This is a genomic window from uncultured Arcobacter sp. (assembly GCF_937982575.1).
Lineage (GTDB): Bacteria > Campylobacterota > Campylobacteria > Campylobacterales > Arcobacteraceae > Arcobacter.
Window position 1 is genome coordinate 240,698 of sequence record NZ_CALJLR010000003.1, and the last position, 20,493, is coordinate 261,190.

The 20,493-nt window shown below is 29.4% G+C and carries 21 protein-coding genes; 7 read left to right on the forward strand and 14 right to left on the reverse strand.

The annotated features are described in order from the left end of the window. The first annotated feature begins 12 nt into the window (after nt 1–12). Both serA and efp read left to right on the forward strand, forming a co-directional pair. The gene (serA, locus tag Q0617_RS01945; RefSeq protein WP_298749893.1) at nt 13–1,596 is read left to right on the forward strand and encodes a phosphoglycerate dehydrogenase; all 1,584 of its coding nucleotides are present in this window, start codon (nt 13–15) and stop codon (nt 1,594–1,596) included. 12 nt (nt 1,597–1,608) lie between these two features. Next, nucleotides 1,609–2,172 carry an elongation factor P gene (gene efp, locus Q0617_RS01950; RefSeq protein ID WP_298749895.1) on the forward strand — a complete coding sequence of 188 codons (564 nt, stop codon included), beginning with the start codon at nt 1,609–1,611 and terminating at the stop codon, nt 2,170–2,172. Between the two features lie 139 nt (nt 2,173–2,311). Here efp and Q0617_RS01955 read toward each other — a convergent pair whose 3' ends face one another. The 14 genes from Q0617_RS01955 to nadA all read right to left on the reverse strand — a co-directional run bounded on the left by Q0617_RS01955 (nt 2,312) and on the right by nadA (nt 15,992). Beyond that, nucleotides 2,312–4,057 carry a cache domain-containing protein gene (locus Q0617_RS01955; protein WP_298749897.1) on the reverse strand — a complete coding sequence of 582 codons (1,746 nt, stop codon included), beginning with the start codon at nt 4,055–4,057 and terminating at the stop codon, nt 2,312–2,314. A 75-nt stretch (nt 4,058–4,132) separates the two neighbouring features. Continuing rightward, nucleotides 4,133–5,146, reverse strand: a complete 1,014-nt coding sequence (ribD, locus tag Q0617_RS01960) for a bifunctional diaminohydroxyphosphoribosylaminopyrimidine deaminase/5-amino-6-(5-phosphoribosylamino)uracil reductase RibD (protein ID WP_298749899.1) — start codon at nt 5,144–5,146, stop codon at nt 4,133–4,135. Beyond that, nucleotides 5,146–5,772, reverse strand: a complete 627-nt coding sequence (locus tag Q0617_RS01965; protein WP_298749901.1) for a LysE family translocator — start codon at nt 5,770–5,772, stop codon at nt 5,146–5,148. The genes ribD and Q0617_RS01965 overlap by 1 nt, the downstream gene beginning before the upstream one ends. Before the next feature lie 13 nt (nt 5,773–5,785). Beyond that, nucleotides 5,786–6,214 carry a ribosome maturation factor RimP gene (gene rimP, locus Q0617_RS01970; RefSeq protein ID WP_298749903.1) on the reverse strand — a complete coding sequence of 143 codons (429 nt, stop codon included), beginning with the start codon at nt 6,212–6,214 and terminating at the stop codon, nt 5,786–5,788. Then, nucleotides 6,214–6,570: a 30S ribosome-binding factor RbfA gene (gene rbfA, locus Q0617_RS01975; RefSeq protein WP_298749905.1), complete on the reverse strand. Its 357-nt coding sequence runs from the start codon at nt 6,568–6,570 to the stop codon at nt 6,214–6,216. Before rbfA ends, rimP begins: the two co-directional genes overlap by 1 nt. A gap of 1 nt (nt 6,571) precedes the next feature. Further along, entirely contained in the window at nt 6,572–9,232 is a 2,661-nt protein-coding gene (gene infB / locus Q0617_RS01980) for a translation initiation factor IF-2 (RefSeq protein WP_298749908.1), read from the reverse strand. Then, on the reverse strand, nt 9,222–9,488 hold the full coding sequence (locus Q0617_RS01985) for a DUF448 domain-containing protein (protein WP_298749910.1): 267 nt from the start codon (nt 9,486–9,488) through the stop codon (nt 9,222–9,224). The genes infB and Q0617_RS01985 overlap by 11 nt, the downstream gene beginning before the upstream one ends. Nucleotides 9,489–9,522: 34 nt before the next feature. Next, nucleotides 9,523–10,404: a homoserine kinase gene (thrB, locus tag Q0617_RS01990; RefSeq protein ID WP_298749912.1), complete on the reverse strand. Its 882-nt coding sequence runs from the start codon at nt 10,402–10,404 to the stop codon at nt 9,523–9,525. Between the two features lie 11 nt (nt 10,405–10,415). Then, entirely contained in the window at nt 10,416–10,868 is a 453-nt protein-coding gene (locus tag Q0617_RS01995) for a hypothetical protein (RefSeq protein WP_298749914.1), read from the reverse strand. Between the two features lie 8 nt (nt 10,869–10,876). Then, a complete protein-coding gene (lpxC, locus tag Q0617_RS02000; protein ID WP_298749916.1) occupies nt 10,877–11,785 on the reverse strand; it encodes a UDP-3-O-acyl-N-acetylglucosamine deacetylase in 909 nt (302 codons plus the stop codon). Continuing rightward, complete coding sequence (locus Q0617_RS02005) at nt 11,782–13,152, reverse strand: M23 family metallopeptidase (protein WP_298749918.1); 1,371 nt, start codon at nt 13,150–13,152, stop codon at nt 11,782–11,784. The genes lpxC and Q0617_RS02005 overlap by 4 nt, the downstream gene beginning before the upstream one ends. Further along, nucleotides 13,142–14,122, reverse strand: a complete 981-nt coding sequence (locus tag Q0617_RS02010; protein WP_298749919.1) for a bifunctional oligoribonuclease/PAP phosphatase NrnA — start codon at nt 14,120–14,122, stop codon at nt 13,142–13,144. Before Q0617_RS02010 ends, Q0617_RS02005 begins: the two co-directional genes overlap by 11 nt. A gap of 62 nt (nt 14,123–14,184) precedes the next feature. Continuing rightward, nucleotides 14,185–15,006, reverse strand: a complete 822-nt coding sequence (gene nadC / locus Q0617_RS02015) for a carboxylating nicotinate-nucleotide diphosphorylase (RefSeq protein ID WP_298749921.1) — start codon at nt 15,004–15,006, stop codon at nt 14,185–14,187. Then, on the reverse strand, nt 15,003–15,992 hold the full coding sequence (gene nadA / locus Q0617_RS02020) for a quinolinate synthase NadA (RefSeq protein WP_298749924.1): 990 nt from the start codon (nt 15,990–15,992) through the stop codon (nt 15,003–15,005). Before nadA ends, nadC begins: the two co-directional genes overlap by 4 nt. A 99-nt stretch (nt 15,993–16,091) precedes the next feature. Between nadA and plsY the strand changes: the two genes are divergently transcribed. From plsY to prfB, 5 genes are all read left to right on the forward strand, one after another. Continuing rightward, nucleotides 16,092–16,712: a glycerol-3-phosphate 1-O-acyltransferase PlsY gene (gene plsY / locus Q0617_RS02025; protein WP_298749926.1), complete on the forward strand. Its 621-nt coding sequence runs from the start codon at nt 16,092–16,094 to the stop codon at nt 16,710–16,712. Beyond that, complete coding sequence (locus Q0617_RS02030; RefSeq protein ID WP_298749928.1) at nt 16,713–17,024, forward strand: dihydroneopterin aldolase; 312 nt, start codon at nt 16,713–16,715, stop codon at nt 17,022–17,024. Nucleotides 17,025–17,220: 196 nt separating this feature from the next. Beyond that, nucleotides 17,221–18,423 (forward strand): major outer membrane protein, encoded by a 1,203-nt coding sequence (locus Q0617_RS02035; protein WP_298749930.1) that lies wholly within the window; start codon nt 17,221–17,223, stop codon nt 18,421–18,423. Between the two features lie 132 nt (nt 18,424–18,555). Further along, complete coding sequence (locus Q0617_RS02040; protein ID WP_298749932.1) at nt 18,556–19,185, forward strand: c-type cytochrome; 630 nt, start codon at nt 18,556–18,558, stop codon at nt 19,183–19,185. 75 nt (nt 19,186–19,260) lie between these two features. Beyond that, the gene (gene prfB, locus Q0617_RS02045; RefSeq protein ID WP_298749934.1) at nt 19,261–20,355 is read left to right on the forward strand and encodes a peptide chain release factor 2; all 1,095 of its coding nucleotides are present in this window, start codon (nt 19,261–19,263) and stop codon (nt 20,353–20,355) included. Nucleotides 20,356–20,493: the final 138 nt, after the last annotated feature.

Genomic DNA, 20,493 nt, shown 5'->3' on the forward strand with positions numbered 1-20,493 from the left:
GGATTTAGTAGAATGAGTAAACATACAATTGTAGTTTGTGATCATATCCATGAAGATGGACTAAATATACTTAAAGCTGCAGAAGACATTAATTATGTTTTTGCAGCAGATATTGATAAAACTACTTTATTAGATGTAATTAAAGATGCTGATGTTGCAATTACAAGATCTTCAACAGATGTTGATGAGAAATTTTTAAATGCAGCAGTTAATTTAAAAGCAATTATTAGAGCTGGTGTTGGTTATGATAATGTTAATATGGAAGGTTGTAGCAAAAGAGGTATTATTGCTATGAATGTTCCAACAGCTAATACAATAGCAGCTGTTGAGCTTACAATGACTCACATGTTGTCTTGTATGAGAAAATTTCCTTATGCTCACAATCAATTAAAAAATGATAGAGTTTGGAAAAGAGAAGATTGGTATGGTAGAGAACTATATGGTAAAAAACTAGGAGTAATTGGTTTTGGAAATATAGGTCACAGAGTTGCCTTAAGATCAAAAGCATTTGAAATGGATGTAGTTACGTATGACCCTTATATCCCTTCAACAAAAGCAACTGACTTAGGTATCAAATATACAACAAACTTTAATGATATATTAGATTGTGATATTATCACTATTCATACACCAAAAAACCAAGAAACTATCAATATGATTGGTGAAGCCGAAATTGCTAAAATGAAAGATGGTGTAATTTTAATCAACTGTGCTAGAGGTGGATTATATAATGAAGAAGCTTTATATAACAACCTAAAGTCAGGTAAAATTTCAATGGCTGGAATTGATGTATTTATTAAAGAACCAGCAGTTGATAATCCATTATTAGATTTACCAAATATTACAGTTACTGCACACTTAGGTGCAAATACAAAAGAATCACAAAAACAAATTGCTATTCAAGCTGCAGAAAATGCAATTGAATCTGCACGTGGCATTGCATATCCAAATGCTCTAAACCTACCAATAGATGAAAGCAAAATTCCTTCTTTTGTAAAACCATATATTGAATTGACTCAAAAAATAGCATTTTTAAGCGCTCAAAGTGATAAAAGTGCTATTAGATCAATTAGTGTTTGTGCACAAGGTGAAATCAAAGAGTATTTAGATTCACTTCTTACTTTTGCAACTGTTGGGGCTTTAAAAGTTTCTGGCGGTGATGAAGTTAATTATGTAAATGCAAAATTTTGGGCAGAAGAAAAAGGTATCAAATTTGATACTTGTGAAATTACAAATAGTAGTGGCTATAGCAATAAAGTTACTATAAAAATCACTACTGAAAAAGGTGTAAATACTATTTCAGGAACTGTATTTGATGAAAATGTACAAAGAATCGTTGAAATCAATGGCTTTGTATTTGATATTGCACCAAAAGGGAATATGATTCTTTTAAGAAACTCTGATATCCCAGGAGTAATTGGAACGGTTGGAAAAACTTTAGGCGACAATAATATAAATATCGCTGACTTTAGATTATCTAGAGGAAAAGACTCTGCATTGGCTGTTATATTGGTTGATACTTTTGTTTCTCATGAAGTTTTAAAACAATTAGAAGACTTAGAAGCTGCAATATCAGTTTCTTATGTTGAAATTTAATAAGGGGTTACTTTGGCAAATATAGGAATGAGTGAATTAAAAAAGGGTTTAAAGATTCAACTTGATGGAATCCCTTATAAAATTACAGAATATCAACATGTAAAGCCTGGAAAAGGTGCAGCATTTGTTAGATGTAAAATAAAATCTTTTCTAAATGGTAAAGTAATTGAAAAAACTTTCCATGCAGGTGATAAGTGTGAAACTCCTGATTTACAACAAAAAACTATGCAGTTTTTGTATGATGATGGTGAGTTATTACAATTTATGGACAATACTACTTATGAACAAATTGGTTTAACTTATGACCAAGTTGGTGAAGCATTTGACTGGATTATTGATGGTATGAGTTGTGATATGATGTTCTTTAACGGAAATGCAATTACAGTTGAACCACCAATGACAGTTGAGCTTAAAATTGTAGAGACTCCACCTAACTTCAAAGGTGATTCTCAAGGTGGTAAAAAACCAGCAACTTTAGAATCAGGTGCAGTTGTACAAATTCCATTTCACTTAGTTGAAGGTGACATTATTAAATGTGACACAAGAATTGGTGAGTACATAGAAAAAGTAAAATAAAAAGGAAAAGCTTTGTCGCAGAAACTCTGCGATATTGCTCCTTTTCTTTCAGTCACTTACACTTGTAAGTTCCTTCACTCAAAGAAGCACTATCTTGGTTTCTTCAACAAATCTTTACCTTTTAAAAATCAATTTTATATCAAAAAGACAATTTATTTCTACCTTCATTCTTTGACTTATATAGTAAGATATCTAGTCTTTTAAAGAGTTCATCTACGGATTCATCATTTTGATACTCTACTAGTCCTATACTTATAGTTACTTGTTTTACATTTTCATTAAATTTATGTTCTGAAACACTTTTTCTAACTCTTTCAGATACTATACAAGCATCTTTTAGCATTGTATTTTTGTATATTATTAAGAACTCTTCTCCCCCATATCGTCCCATAATATCACTCTCTCTTAAAAAATTATTAACAAAAGAGGAGAGAGTACATAAAACTATATCGCCTACATCATGTCCATAATTATCATTAATATCTTTAAATTTATCAATATCAAACAATGCTATACACAAATTTCCACCACATCTACTCAATTTACGAATTTCTTGTTCCATAATATTCATGATTGAATATCTGTTGTGAATTTTTGTCAAAGCATCTGTTGTAGCTAACACTTCTAAGGATTCTCTTGATTTTTCAAGTTCTTCAGTTCTATCTTTAACTTTATCCTCTAATGATTTATTTAACTGCTTTAGTTCACCTGATTTATTTAAAATTCTACTTTTATATTTTAAAAACTGTGACTTTAAATACTTAGATACAACATATGAACATACTAATGATATAAGTATAGATATAAACCCAATAGTTAGAATGTAGCTAATTCTCATATGATAATCTTCATATAGTTTTGTTACTTGTACTGCTGCATTTGACTTAATTGTAGATTCGTAAAACCCACTTCCTATTATCCAGTTTGTATTTGGCACTTTTTTTATATAGCTGTATTTTACTTCCTCTTTATTTGTTTCAGGATTTACCCAACTATATCTTGAAAATTTATTATCAACACTCTTTATGCTTTTTAATAAAAGTAAATAAACATCTTTTATACTTTTATCTTTAATCTTGTAGAAGTTCTTATTTACATATTCAGGTGTACTATCATTTAAAAGTATATTACCATTTGTATCAAATACAAAAATATACTCACTTGTATTTTCACTAATTTTTTGAATAGCTTTTAGTATTTCATTACTACTTATTTTTGATGCTGTTTCTAAATACTCACCTGAACCCAAATATAAATTGTAAAAACCTAATGCTTTTACAAAAACAACTTGATCATAACTATTTGTAGAAGGATCAGTTGGTTTTGTAAACTTATCCCATAAAAAGCCTTCATTTTTTGTTTTAACTGTTTCAATCTCTTCTTTGATTACAAATCTTCCATTTGCATCTTGAAAATCAATTATTGAAGTTCCCTCTAAATGTTTTAGATAATTTGGTGCTAGATGAAAGACACCATTATAATCTAATATAAAAATAAAGCTTTCATCATTATTCCAAGACAAAGGTGATAAAGAAGTAATAATTAAAGACTTTATCTCTTTTTGACTTTTTGTATTTTTATACTTGTTATATATATTTGTTGCAATTTTATGTGAGCTATTAACTCTATCTTTTATTCGAAGTGTTAACTTTTTAACAGTAAGATCATTTTGGTAAGCAATTAAGTCAGAAATTCCATCAATTTTTGATTTAATAGCTTTTTTTTCAATATTTATAAGATTTTCTTCAACTTTTGATAAGGTCTTTTCAAAATTTTGTTCATGTTCAATAATTATAATTAAAATTATTGCAATTACAAATAATGGAATAAAAATCAAAGGTCCAATAGCAATAATTTTAATTAAATTACTTTCTCTACTTTTCATTCAAAGCCTTTTAAATATTCACTATATTGTAATACAGTTATATTTAAATTATTGAATTAAGGCATAAAAATTATCTCACAAATTATTTATTCTTTTTAAATAGACTATTTTTTCATCACCAATAAAATTTTCATGCACAATTTCAAAATCCATATCTATTTTATTAAGTGCATTAACTCCATTTCTAATTTTGGGACTAACTAATAAAACAATATAATCTATTCTCTCTTTTAGTATCTCCATTAAATTATAAATACCCTCTATCATTATAAATTTATAATCTAGTAGTTTAAATAAATCATCACTTATTATTACTTCTCTATTTGCTACTTTAAATAGGGGAATATTTTCATCAAATATTTTGTTTTTACTGTAAATCATTACATTTGGAGCCCGACCTGCTATATATCTAGCATCTAGTGTTGGTTTATCTATTCGTACAGTGTTTCCACCTATTAACATTAGATCTATTTTATCTCTTAAAGTATGAATATATAGTTGAGCCATTTTTGATGATACTTTTCCATCTATACATCCATTTAATGTTTGTGCCATTTTATAAAAGATAAATGTTCCCTTGTTCCATTTAATAAACGGATATAGAAGCTCATAAGCCTCTTTTTTCATACAAGCTAGACTTACTTCTATATTTGCATTTTTTAGTGTTTCTATGCCACCTGTTGCTTGTTTATTTGTATCTTCATGGGCTATGATTACTCTTTTGGGTTTCAACTCTTTTAGTAAATTTGCACAGGGGGGAGTTTTTCCTATATGGTTACATGGTTCTAGGGTTACATATATTTCGCAGGTCTCAAAAAAATTATTATGATTTTTTAATAAGTAATCATGGATTTCATGGGAGGTTTTTTTTAGTTTTAAATCATCTTTTGCATATTTCTTTAAATATGCAGCTTTAAGTGCATTTACTTCTGCATGGGGCATTCCAGCTTCTTTGTGGGCTTCTATAGCTAAAATCTCACCATCTTTAACAACAACGCAACCAACAGCAGGATTTGGATAAGTTAGAAGTTGATATTTCCATGCTTCATCAATGGCAAGTTTCATATAAAAACTATCATCAATTTTCATTATGTCTGCTTATTAAATAATAAAAAACTACCAGCAGCCACCATAATTGAACCTGCAGTATAATTTAATCTCTTTAGAGCCTTATTAGACTTTAACATTTTTTTAGTTCGACTTGCCAACATTGATATACTCATCAGCCCAAGCATCAAAGCTATAATAGTTAAAAATGAGACTAACATAATGTCATAACTTGTTAATGATTTTATATCTAAAAAAGTTGGTAAAAATGCTATATAAAAAAGTATAACTTTAGGATTAGAAGCTGAGATTAAAAAACCTTGAATAAACCCAAGAAAAAAGTCTTTTTTATGTATGATGCTTTTATCTGTAGTTTCAATCTTTATTGGAGCTATGAACATCTTATATCCTAAATAAACAAGATATATTGCCCCAATTATTCTAATAAAATCAAATAATAATGCATAGTTTTGCGCAATTGTAGCAAGTCCTAAACATGCAAAAATCAAATATATAACATCACTGATTGTCATACCAAAAGCCAAAGAGATACACTCTTTTGATCCAAGTGTCATGCCTCTTGATAACAAAGCAAATACTCCAGGGCCAGGAGTAATGCCAAAAATAAATATGGCTAGGAAAAAAGTTAATGAGCTTTCAAGACTCATGAAGTCTCCTTATTTACCACTCAAAATATGTAGAAGCTGAAGATATTTGATCATGAGTGATAATCTCTTCACCATGTTCTGTTTTTATTTTAATTTCATTTTCATCGGCAAAAATTAATTCACCTGTTAATATATTCTTTTCAAAATCTTTTACTTTTATCTTTTCACCAATTGAAACTTCAAAATGTCTTGGTTTTTTTAATTTTCTCTCAATTCCTGGTGAACTTACTTCTAAATTATACTTTCCATACATTGGCTCATCTACATCCAATATAGGTGAAATCAATCTTGATACTTCTGCACATTTATCTAATGATACACCATCTTTAGCAATAATATATACTCTAAAAATATCTCTATCATTCTCTTTTGTAGTTACTATGTCATATAGTTCAACGCCACAACCTTTTACAGTCATTTCAATTGATTCTTCTAAAGTCATTAGTCCTCTTTTTTATCTTTTTTTATTTTATCAAATAAAGACTCTATTTTTAAATCTTTTTCCAATTTATCATCAGCTTGAAATTTAAAATTTGGACATTTATACCAACCTGTGGCATTTAAACAATACGTTTTTATATGTCCATTTGCTTTACTTAAAAGACTGTTTATTATTTGATGTTCTCTTTTATCATAATCACTTCCATCATAATAAACTACTGCATCATATTTACCATTTCTACAATTTACTTCTGTAATTGCCAATGATTTAATTCTATTATCATTTAAAGTAGAAAGAGCCTCTGGAATTAACTCCATTAATAAAGACTCTGTTCTTTGTAAGTTTACACTTTTCATATTATAGGTCTATTTGTACTTTCTCTTCAATTTGAATAAATGTTTCGATGAAATCTCCAACTTTTATATCATTGAATTTTTCAAACATGATACCACATTCAAATCCATTAACAACTTCTTTAGCATCATCTTTGAATCTTTTAAGTGATGATATTTTACCTGTATATGTAACAACACCATCTCTAATAATTCTAGCATGTCCACCTTTGATAACTTTACCATCAGTAACTAAACATCCAGCAACTGTTCCAATTTTTGGTACAACAAATGTATCTCTTACTTCTGCTTGACCTGTATTTTCTTCTCTAATTACTGCACTCATCATACCAGATAGTGTTGCTTTAATATCATCAATTAAGTCATATATAATTGTATAAGTGTTAATAGTGATTCCATCAGCTTTAGCTTTTTGTTTAATAGAACCAGTTGGTCTTACATTAAACCCTAAGATAACACAACCTTCACTAGCTCCTGCAAGAACTAAATCAGACTCAGTAATACCACCAACACCTGTGTGTAAAACTTTAACTTTTACTTCATCATTTTGAATTTTTTCTAGTGAACCTTTAATTGCTTCTAAAGAACCTGCAACATCAGTTTTGATAATCACTGGTAATTGTTTGATTTTTCCTTCTGCAATTAATCCACTCATCTCTTCTAATGATACTTTTGTAGATTTAGACAACTCTTTTGCACGTGCATGTTCTGCTCTAGTAGTTGCAATTTCTCTTGCTTCTTTTTCACTATCTTGCACAATCATTACAGAACCAGATGTAGGAATATCATTTAATCCAAGTACATTTCCAGTTTCAGAAAGTTCTAATTGTTTTACAGGTTTACCCATGTCATTTGTAATTGCTTTTACTCTACCATATGTAGTATCACTTACAATATTATCACCAACTCTTAATGTACCACTTTGTACGATTACTGTAGCAACTGGTCCTCTACCTTTTTCAAGTGTAGCTTCTACAACTGTAGCTTTTGCTTTAGAAGTTGGATCTGCTTGTAGTTCTAATATTTCTGCTTGAATTAAAATGTTTTCAAGTAAATCATCAATACCTTCACCTGTATGAGCTGAAACACCGATAAATTCGATCTCTCCACCCCAATCAACGGGAAGCATATCTTTTTCTGCCATTTGTGATTTAACCATATCAGGATTTGCAGTCTCTTTATCCATTTTATTCATAGCAACAATGATTGGACAACCACTTGCTTTTGCATGTGCAATTACTTCTTCTGTTTGTGGTTTAACGCCATCATCAGCAGCAACAACTATAATAATAACATCAGTTACACTTGCACCTCTTGATCTCATTTCACTAAAGGCAGCATGTCCTGGAGTATCTACAAAAGTGATTTTTTTACCACTTTGTTCTACTGTATATGCAGAGATATGTTGAGTAATTCCACCAGCTTCACCTTTTGCTACTTTTGCACTTCTAATTTTATCTAATAATGAAGTTTTACCATGGTCAACATGACCCATGATTGTTACAACAGGAGGTCTTGTTACGAAGTTTGATTTATCAATATTTTCTTCATGATCTTCCACATAATTTACATCTTCTAAAGCATCTTTAACAGTTACTTCAATACCAAACTCTTCACCAAGAATTTCTAACTCATCTTGTTTTAAGAAGTCATTTTTTGTAACCATCATTCCTAAAGAAAATAGTACAGTAATTACTTCTGAAGCACTTTTTCCACAAGCTTCTGCAAACTCATAAACCCTAACATCTTCAGGTATTGTGATTTCAGTTACATCTGCAACTTCTACTTCTCTTTTAATTCTTTTCTTTCTTCTACCTCTTTTTAAACCTTGAGGTCTATTTCCAAAAGCTGCAGGTTTTGAACTTCTTGTTTGTTTATCATTATTATTTTTTGCAGGTTTATGTGGATCATCAAAAAGTTTTGATGTATCAGTTAAACCCATATCAAGTAATACGACTTCTTCACCCAATAATGAATCATCAGACTCTTTAAAATCTTGTTTATCTATTTCTAAAACTTTTCCATGCTCATGTGCTTTTGGAGGTGTTTTTTTCTTTTGAACTTTTGCTTTTGTTTTAACAGGTTCAGATTGATTATCTTGATTATTATTTCCACCAAGAATTTCACTTAAAGATTTCATAGGTTTTTTAACAGTTGATGGTTCTGAATAAGAAGTTAATTCTTCTTTTTTTACTACTTTTGGTTCTTCTGGTCTTTTCTTTTTAACAATTTTAAGACCTCTTCTTTTAGGTATAACTTTTTTAACAGGTGAATCATCATTAACTTTTTGAGTATCATCAGTTTTTACAGGGCTAGTATTTTCAATTTTTTTAGGTTCTTCAATTACTGGCTTTTTTTCTTCTTTTGGTTTTTCAACCTCAGTTGTTTTTGCAATAATTGATTCTTCTGGCTTTTTGTCTTCAACTACTACTTTCTCTTCTTCAACTTTTTTAGGTTCTACACTCTTAGTTGCTTTTTTCTTTGGTGGAAGTTTTTTACTTTTACCAGTCATTATATAGTTTACTATCTCTTCTGCGTCCTCAACTGTTGTTTGACTTTGAGGTGATTTAAGTTCTATACCTAAATCCTTTGCTTTTTTTATAACATCGTTGCTGCTAGCCCCAGCCTCTTCTGCAATTTCATATACTCTTACGTTATCTGACATGCGTTAATATCTCCTTAAGTTGTACCAAGTACTCGTCTTTTTTTTTACACTGTTTGAAAAGTGCTTTTTCAATTCTTTTTGCTTCTATATCCAAAAGAGTCTTCTCTTGACACTCTTTACAAATATAAAAACTCCTACCTATTCCATCAAAAGTGATGAGTTTATAATCCTTACATTGCAATCTAATTAAATTATCTTTAGTTAGTTTACTACGACAAACTACACAAGTTCTTATAGGTTTTTCTAATTTAGCCAATGATTATACCCAAAATTTATTAAATTTCCAATTTTTATGCTTCTACTCTAACACCGTAGTTGTCAAAACCAGAAATAAACACTTTAAAATGAGGAAATTTTGCTCTTAACTCTTTTTCAATCTTTTTTGCATCTTCAAAATAACAAATAGAAAAAAGTGTTGAACCAGAACCTGAAAGTGTACTCATCAACGCACCACTATTTAATGAACATTTCTGAACTTCAAAAAGCTCTGGCATCTGTCTCATTCTATAACTTTGATGAAATTTATCTTGGGAAGCAATTTTAAGCATCTCCCAATTTTCACTCATGAAAGCTGCAGTTAAAAGTGATGAATGAGATATATTAAATATTGCATCCTCTTTTGGATATTTATATGGTAAAGTTTTTCGCGAAAGTTGCGTTGATATTGGTCTATTTGGAACAACAACAACAGCACTTAAACTTTTAGGAATTGACTTATTTATATATTTTACTTCATTATCTTGAACACAAGAAACATTAAAACCACCCATTACAGCAGGAGTAATATTATCTGGATGAGATTCATAAGCAAGGGCAAGATTAAGAAGTTTCTCTTTTGGTAACTCCATCTCTTCAATGGCATATGCAGATGCAATTGCACTTACAATCACAGCTGATGAACTTCCTAATCCTCTTGAAAGTGGAATCTGATTTTCAAATTCAAATCTAAATGCTCTTTTTTTGTGTGATAAATTATTATAAAAATCATTAAAAATAGCAATAAACATATTGTTATCTTTTAAAATAGGATTATTTGAACCCTCACCTTTTAAAGATACGCTATGAAACTTTGCTGGTCTTATTGTTACTTGGTTTTTAATCTTTAAAGCTAAACCTAAAGTATCAAAACCTGGTCCTAAATTTGCACTCGTAGCTGGTACACTAACTCTCAATTATTTTCCTTTTATACTGCTGGTAAATTATAAATTGGTAAAGTTTCAGATGAAAACTTTGTTTTATCTAAACTTTTTGGTAATTTAAAATCCGAAATTATACTCTTTTCTTCCAAAAAATCTATTATTACTTTATCATTTTTATTAAAAAAGTATTTTTTACCCAAAGCTTTTATGGGAGAATTCTCATTAAATAAAAATCCACTAGCAGCATTTAATTTTATATTTTTAACAATGCAAAGTGTTTTTAAAAATACATATGCAACCTTTATTGCCATGTATGAGCCTGGTGTATTTACATATGTTATAGTTTTAATCTCATATTTTCCTAATAACTCTTTGAATATAATAGGTAAAATATCTGAAGTCATACCCTCTTTTTCAATATTATCTATTAATATATTATCTTTATATATACCTATTTTAATAGGACTAGAAATTGAGATTACTAAAATATCAATCAAATAAACCCTTAATTCTCATCTATCAAGGCATATGCTTTTTGAAATACATAACTCTCTTGTTGAGCTGTTTCTAAATCTATGATTTCATAGTTTTCTTCTGACTCATAAAGTTTTTTTGTTAATAGATGATTTAAATGGTGGCTTCCAGCATGGGCATCATATTCACCTATTAATGTATATCCTAAAAGTGACATATCCCCTATTGCATCAAGAATTTTATGTCGTACAAACTCATTTTCATATCTTAAACCTTCAGGATTTAAGATTTTATCTGCATCTACAACAATGGCATTTTCTAAACTACCACCTTGCGCTAATCCGATACTTCTTAAATATTGTACTTCATGTAAAAACCCAAAAGTTCTAGCTTTAGAAATATTTTCTTTATACTCTTCAATACTATAATCAAAATGGTAGTTTTGCTGTCCAATTACAGGACTTTCAAAATCAATTGAAAAGTCATAAACTATGTGATTAGATGGTTTTAAAGAGACTCTTTTCCCATCTTCAGTTGTAACTTCAACCTCTTTTTTCACTTTAATTACTTTTTTAGATGCACTCAACTCTTTTATTCCAACTTCATCAATAAGCATACAATATCCAGATGAACTTCCATCAAGAACTGGAACCTCATCATTGTCTAGAACAACTCTAAGATTATCAATCCCATAAGCATAAACAGCAGATAAAAGATGCTCTATAGTTGAAACAACAACTCCATCTTTACCAATAACTGTTGCCATTTTTGTATCAACTACATTTTCAATTTTTAATGGAATTGCTAAACCTTCATCTGATCTGTAGAATATTATCCCTTCATTTGCCTCTAAAGGTTCTAATCTCATTTTAACAGGAACACCTTTATGAAGTCCTATTCCTACTATTTCTACTGCTTTTGCTATTGTTCTTTGTTTCATTTATTGTCAATAACCTTTTTTGCTTCATCAAGAATATCAGTAATTCTTGTCTTAATCCAATTTTTGTCCATCCACTCTAAAGGATCAACTTCTATACCTTGAATTAAAACTCCAAAATGTAAGTGATCTCCTAAAACAGCTCCACTTACACCTGTATTTCCTATTTTTTGATTTACTTCAACTTTTTCTCCAACTGCGACATTTGAAGCACTTGTATGAGCATAAAGTGTTTGTAAACCAAAGCCGTGGTCTAATATTATAGTATTCCCATATATTCCTAAATAATCATTGAAGATTACTCTTGCTTTATTTGTAGTAAAAATATCTGCTTTTTTAATACTTGCCCAATCAACTCCTAAATGCCAAGCTTCATCTATTTTTATATTATCGTGATAATATGATCTTTTTTGTCCAAACTGCCCAGCTGTTGCTGCATTTGTTAATCTTTTAAATGGTGTAATATCAAATTCATTTACAAGTTCTTTATCCATATATTTTTTAGATACTTCTTCAATTTTTGCAACATTTTGAGATCTCAATAATTTATTTTGTTTTATAAATGTTTCAACTAAATCATTAGGTATCTCTTTACCACTTTGGTCTAAAACTTTTGTACTAACGTTTTGAATAAAACTATCGCTTATTCTTATTTTAGATCTCTTTTCTTTTAATTTTCTAATATATAAAGGTACTTTTGTGATTGATTTATTATCTGCTTTATCAATTGCTATTAAATTTACAATACTAAAATCTTCCATAGTAATTGGCCAAGCAATTAGTGAAGCATAATAGTTATCTTTATAAAAAGGTATTAAATCAAATCTTTGCTCATTATTAAATGAAATATAGCTATCTTTTAAATTCTCATCTTCAACTTTTACAATAACTAAGGCACTTCCACCTCGTCTTACTGCAAATGAATTTGTTATCACAGAGGCTTCTGGTTTTTTTCTATCAATTTTAAGATTAAATGTTTTAACAACTTTATTACCCTCTAAAAAATTCCATTTGCTTCTATCAATCGCTTCTACAATTATCTGAACATCAGTGCTTTTAAAAAACATATCAAGTTCTGGTGCTTTTAGTTCTAAGTCCACTACTTTTTCAGATTCAATTAAAACTTGTGTATCTAATACTATATCTTTATTCCCATCTTTAAAAATTACTTTGTAAAACTTTATACCACTATCATCACTAATTGTAAGATTTAATTTACTTTTTAAATTCCAATAAATATTATCGTTAAACTTAACTTTTGGAGGATTTTTCTCAAACATAGGTGATAAATAAACAAAACCACCAGCAGCAAACCCTGCAACTAAAAATATAAAAAACAGTATTTTTCCAAAATTACTTTTACTTCTCAAGAACTTCCTTTAATATAATCTTTTTTGCTTCAAAAATATCATCAGTTTGTATAACACACCCTGCGGCATTTAAATGCCCTCCACCACCAAAGATGGAAGCTACACTTGAAACATCTATTTTCTCTTTTGATCGTAAAGAGACTCTTACTTTATCATTTACTACTCTAAAATAAATTGCTATTTTTACAATAGCAATATTTAAAACCATATCTAGGGCAACTTCAGTTTCTAAAGTAGTTGCCCCACTCTCTTCAAACCACTCTTTTGTTGCATAAATTGTTGCAACTTTTCCTTCATCTAAAAGTTCTAAACTATTAAAAATCTTTGGTAAAATTCTATACTTTGCTAAAGAGTCTCTTTTTATAAATTTATCAGCAATATAAACAGGACTTGCTCCACATTTAACTAAAAAGTTAATCTTCTCATATGTAAACTCATCACATCTTGGAGTTGTAAAGGCAAGAGAATCATCATAAATACCTGTATATAATGCTTCTGCGGTATTTTTTGTAATATACAAGCCATTAAACCTAAAAAAGTCATATATTATCTCAGATGTTGAAGATTTATTTATATCTACAATATTTACACTTCCAAAATTATCATTTGATTTATGATGATCAATATTAATCAAAGGGATTTCTTTTGGAATATCTATACCAAATCTATTTGAAGTACCACAATCAACTGATATAGCCAAATCATAAAATTTTGGGATTTGGTCAGTTATCTTTTCATATCTATTTACAAAGTCACATTTTGCAGGAAGATTTTTTCCTGCATTAAAGACCTTATGTTTTATTCTATTTTCAAATAAATAGTTTGAAAGTGCAAGTCCAGAGCAAATAGTATCTGGGTCTGGATTAATATGAGTGATTATTAAAATATATTTTGAATTATCAATTAATTTTAGTGCATTTACAAAAGAGGCAGTATTTACTTTATTATTTGTTATAAAATCTTTACTCAAATACTCTCCTTTTTAAAATCATTTTTTATCCTAACACACTATTACTAATCAAAAGTTAACCACTAATCAAATTTCATAGAAAAATCTAACCATGTGGCTTGATGAATAATACTTCCAGAACTAAGTGCATCAACACCTGTTAAGGCATAATCTCTTACTGTATCTAAGTTTATATTTCCACTAGCTTCTAAAAGTACATGGGGATGAACTTCATCTCTAAATTTTACTACCTCACGTATTTGTTCTGGTGTCATATTATCACACATAATAATATCTCCACCAGCTTCCATAGCATCTTTAACTTGCTCAATATTTTCACACTCAATTTCTATTTTAGTAACCCAAGAGATTCTTTTTCTTGCTTTTTTTACAAAATCTTTTAAATCTGTAATTGTTCTTAAGTGTGTATCTTTTAACATCAAACAATCATCAAGTCCAAGTCTGTGATTTATAGCTCCACCTACTCTACTTGCATACTTTTCAAAATCTCTTAATTGTGGTCTTGTTTTTCTTGTATCTAATAAAACTACATTTAAATCATTTATTAAAGAAGCATAAGAGTTTGCCATAGTTGCTATTCCAGAAGCGTGTTGAAGCATATTTAGAAAAGTTCTCTCCGATGATAATAAAACGGCAGCTTTACCTTCAAGGTTTGCTATTATGTCACCTTTTTTTATTTTCTCTCCATCATGTTTTAAGAACTTACATTCAAACTTCTCAGTTTTTGATAAAGCTTTTGCATAAATCTCACCTGCAAAAATACCATCATCTTTTGAAATAACTTTAGCTGTAAATCTTCCCTTTGGTGCCACATCGAAAAACAAATCACCTCGACCATTATCTTCAATAATGGCATTTTTAACGAACTTTTTAATATTAATCATACTTCAAACATCCTTTGTAGTGCTACTTGTGCCCATTTTGTTACGTTTTCATTTACAAAAATTTCTGTATCAAAAACTTCTTTACCATCTTTAATATCTTTTAAACACTTATATACATCTTCTAATGTAGTTTCATTCATAGTAGGACACTCAGGTTTTGTCGAACTTAAGATATAAGTATTTTTCTCTCTTAATCTATTTACCATATTATACTCAGTTCCAACAGCAATTTTCTGTTCAATAGGTAATTCTTTTATAAATTTGATAAGTTGAGAAGTAGAACCTACAAAATCAGCCATATCACATATTTTAGGGTCACACTCTGGATGAACTGCAATTAAGATATCTGGATATTTGTTTCTATAAAACTCAATATCATCAGTAGAAAAGAGTTGATGAACAGAACAAAAACCATTATAACAGATAATATCAGCTTCTTTTGGATCACTTCCATCACCTATAACTGATGATTTTAGATTCAGACTTTTTGCAAAGTTTTGTCCTAAACATCTATCTGGTACAAAAAATATCTTTTTACCAGACTTTAAACCCTTTTCAATGATTTTATATGCATTTGAAGAGGTACAAACCATACCACCCATTTCTCCAACTCTAGCTTTTACTGCTGCACTTGAGTTTATATAAGTTATTGGGAGAAGCTCTTCAGTTGCTACACCCATTGCATTTAACTTAGCTAGTGATTCATCAAAATAATCCACATCAATCATTCTTGCCATGGCACAGCATGCTATTTTTGGCATAAGAACTCTTTTTTGGGGACTCAATACTTTTACACTTTCACCCATAAAACCAACACCACAAAACAGTATATATTTACTACTTGTTTCCATAGCTTTTTTTGCTAATTCTAAAGAGTCTCCTGTGATGTCTGCAAGTTCAAACACTTCATCTCTTTGATAGAAGTGAGCAACTATTGTTACATCAAGTTCTTCTTTTAATTTTATAATCTCTTCTTTTAAATTCAAAACTTACCCTTAGGTTTTAATATTTATTAATTAACGGGAATATAACAAAATTTTTGTTATAATCCTTTTAAACATATCAAAAAAACTATTGAGGTAATAATGGATTTTCTAAATACTAATCTTATTTTTTATATTTTGGCATATTTAATTGGCTCTATTCCTTTTGGTTTACTCTTAGCAAAAACCTTTGCAGGAGTAAACATAAAAGAGCATGGAAGTAAAAGTATAGGTGCAACAAATGTCTTAAGAGTTGTAAAACAGACAAATCCAAGCCTAGCAAAAAAACTTGGTCTTGCAACTGTTATCCTTGATGCAGTAAAAGGAACAATTATACTTCTTATTGCTATGGCTTATGGAGTTAGTGAATCAACACTTTGGGCAATAGCTGTGTTAGCTATCATAGGTCATTGTTATAGTATTTATTTAGGACTAGAGGGTGGTAAAGGAGTTGCGACTGGACTTGGTGTTTTTTTAGTACTTATTCCAATACCTACTTTAATAGGTGCAGTTGTTTGGGGATTTTGTGCAAAAGTACTTAAAATATCCTCTTTATCTTCTCTTTTAGGTCTAGCAGCAGTTGTAATTGCAGCACTTGTTTTTAACAATGGCTTAGGAATAAACTCAAATGCTCCAATGTATTTAATAGCCTTTATAATTTTTTATAAACATATTCCAAATATAGTAAGACTTATTAAAAAAGAAGAGTTAAAAGCTGTATAAATGAAAGTAAAAATAAAAAAACTTACATTTAATTGTATTATTGGAATCTTACCCATCGAAAGACAAAAAGAGCAAAAAGTAGTAATAAACTGCTCTTTTAAATATAAGTATAAAAAATCCGATTTTATAGACTACTCAAACGTAGCAGAAGATATAGTAAATACTATGATAAAAAGAAAGTTTGAACTTCTTGAAGATGCTATTTTAGAATTAAAGAAATTCTTAAATACAAAATATAATATGAAAAAGCTAAAAATATCAATTCAAAAGCCAGATATCATGCCTAACTGTAAAGTAAGCATAACACTATAATTTATGCACTTTTTATAAATAAAACTTAAAATAATCAATTAAATTACCAAAAAAGCTACAAATTAAGAAAACTTTAATTTTAATCCAAGTAAAATTTTCGCAACGGTGAATCGGAAAGTATCTTTCAAGCACTTTGTGTAAGAAGATTGTTCGCGCGTCCGAGGATCTGATTTAAATAACCCTTTCAGGAGATCAAATGAAAAAATTCGTAAAATTAAGTTTAGTAGCTGCTGTTGCAGTAGCTGGTTTAACTACTGCTAATGCAAAACCATTAGAAGAAGCAATCAAAGATGTAGATGTATCTGGTACAGTTGTATATAGATATGATGACAGAAACAATGACGTTGGTGGAGCATCAGCTGTTAATAATAACTACAAAATTGGTTTAAACTTAAAATCAAAAGTTAATGATGATGTAACTGCAAACTTTAGAATTATTACTGCTACTGGTATTAATACAAATCAAAGTTTTGCTGGTTTAGATACTGCATCTAATGATGCTAACCCTTCACTTAACTTATCACAAGTTAATTTTGCATATACTGGAATTGCGAATACAACTGTTATCGTTGGTAAACAAGGATTAACAACTCCTTGGACTGTAGCTGCTGATTCTGATTCAAATGAGCAAACAGGTACAGGTATCTTAGCTCTTTCAACAGTTGGTCCTGTTACAATTGCAGGTGCATACTTTAATCAAACTAACTTAGGTGTATCTGGAGATGACATAGCAACAGTAAATGCACTTTCGTCATATGCAAACGGAGGTGGAAATAACGTAGCAACAGTTGGTGTAATGGCAAATGTTGGTCCAGTTAGTTTAGATGCATGGTACTTAGATATGGCAGATGTATTTGATTCTTATACATTAGGTGCAAAAGCTTCTTTTGATTTAGATGCTGTTACATTAGGTGCTGACTTAAGATATACTGCTTTATCTGTTGATTCTCAAACTGGTCAAGCATCAAATGCTGATGACCATGATTTAGTAAAATTAACATTGACTGCTAAAGCTGGAATTGTAGATGCAAAACTTGCATTTGCTAAAACAGATAAAGAAGGTGGTCTTGTAGCATTAGATGATGATGCCACTACTACTATTCAAGGTTGGATGGTAAACCCAACAAATAAAGCTGATGCAACTTTTGTACAAGCTTCAGTTGGAGTACAAGCAATGGATTCAGTTCACGTTTCAGCTAATTATACAGAAGTTGAATCAAGAGCTGTTGGTGCTACTGTAGATACAGAAGAAGAAGAAGTATATGCTCAATTAACTTATAAAATGAGTAAAAACTTATCTTCTTATGTAAGATTTGGACAATATGAGTCTAAACCAACTAATGGTGCAAAAACTAATGATGATACAAGAGGAAGATTACAAGTTCAATACTCTTTCTAATCACTTAGAAATAGTAATTTAACTTAAATTTTCAAAGGGGCTAGAAGATTTTCTTCTAGCCCCTTTTTTTATTTTATATATTTTTTAAAATATTATGCTAAAATATTCCTTTAAAATAAAAGGAACCAACTTATGAATATCACTAAATTACTCTCTTTGCTAGCTCTTAGTACAACCCTTAGTTTTTCACAAACAACCATGTGCTTTAAACAAAATCATAAAGATTTTTCAACTCTTGAAAAAACTCCTTTAGATGGAGGTGCATGTGATAGTAAAAAGTCTTTAACTCAAATGAAAACAGAAGGCTGGAGTGTATCAGATATAAAAATAGACAATAACAATTACATTTATATCTTAAAAAAAGACGAATTAACTATAAAAAATATTGATCTTCAAGCTTTAGAAAATCAAATTTTAAAAAGATTAGAACAAAAAGAAGAAATTGAAAATAAAAATGATCTAGCAGAAAGAAAAATGAGAATGTCAATTTCAGGTAAGAATATGTATATACAAAAGTGTCAAAGTTGCCATGGAGAAAAGGGAGAAGCCCTACCTGGTCAATCAAGAGCTTTAGATAATATGTCACTGTTTGATTTCATGCAAACTATAAGAGATTATAACAATGGAAGTGGATATGATAGAGGAACTGCATTTCAAATGCTTCCATATGCAAATCTAATGGATAAAAAAGATATAAATAATGTATATCTATATTTACAATCAATCAATCAAAAAGAAGAAACTCCTACAAATAAAAACTAAGAGATTCTTCTCTTAGTTAATCTAAACATCTTTTTTGACATATTAAAGTATACTTCTATTTTATAAGGAATTTAAATGGATGCATACGAATACACAGAACTACTCAAACTTTTAAACAAAAAACTTAACAATATCAAAGAGATACTTAAACCCGACGCCTTAAACTCAAGATTAAAAGAGATAGAAGAGCTTGAATCAGCACAAAATTTTTGGGATGATGTAGAAAATGCTACAAAAGTTGGTATTGAAAAAAATAGAATTTTAAGTAAATTATCAAAATTTAATAAAGCCAATGAATCTTTAAGTGGTACAAATGAGCTTTATGAATTAGCAAGTGCTGAAAAAGATGAAGATACTTTTGAGTTACTTTATGAAGAAGCTGAAGAGTTAGATAACCTAATTAGATCAACTGAAATATCTGTGATGCTTAGTAATCCAGATGATGGTTCAAATGCAATAATATCTATTCATCCAGGAGCTGGAGGCACAGAGTCGCAAGACTGGGCAAGTATGCTTTATCGTATGTATTTAAGATGGGCTGAGAGAATGGACTTCAAAATTGAGGTTTTAGATTACCAAGATGGGGAAGAAGCAGGACTTAAAGATGTATCTTTTATCATAAAAGGTGAAAATGCGTATGGATATTTAAAAGCAGAAAATGGTATTCACAGACTTGTAAGAATCTCTCCTTTTGATTCAAATGCCAAAAGACATACTTCATTTGCATCAGTTATGGTAAGTCCAGAAATTGATGATAATATTGATATAGTAGTTGAAGATAAAGATATTAGAATTGATACATATAGATCAAGTGGTGCTGGTGGGCAGCATGTTAATAAAACTGAATCAGCAATTAGAATCACACATATTGCTACAAATATAGTAGTTCAATGTCAAAATGATAGATCTCAACATAAAAATAAAGCAAGTGCTATGAAGATGCTAAAATCTAGACTTTATGAATATGAGTTAGAAAAACAACAAGCTGTTAAAGATGGTGTTGAAAAGAGTGAAATTGGTTGGGGACATCAAATTAGATCATACGTAATGCAACCATACCAACAAATAAAAGATACAAGAAGTAATATTGGATACTCTAATGTGGAAGCCATCTTAGATGGTGATATTACTAAAATGATAGAAGATGTATTAATTGCAATAAAGAAATAATAATTATTATCATATTGTATATTTTTTATACAGTTAATATATATTTAATTACTTAATTTTTAACTACAATTATCCTAATATTTAATTTAGGAGAATATAAATGAAAAAAATAAGTATGGTAGCATCATTATTGCTATT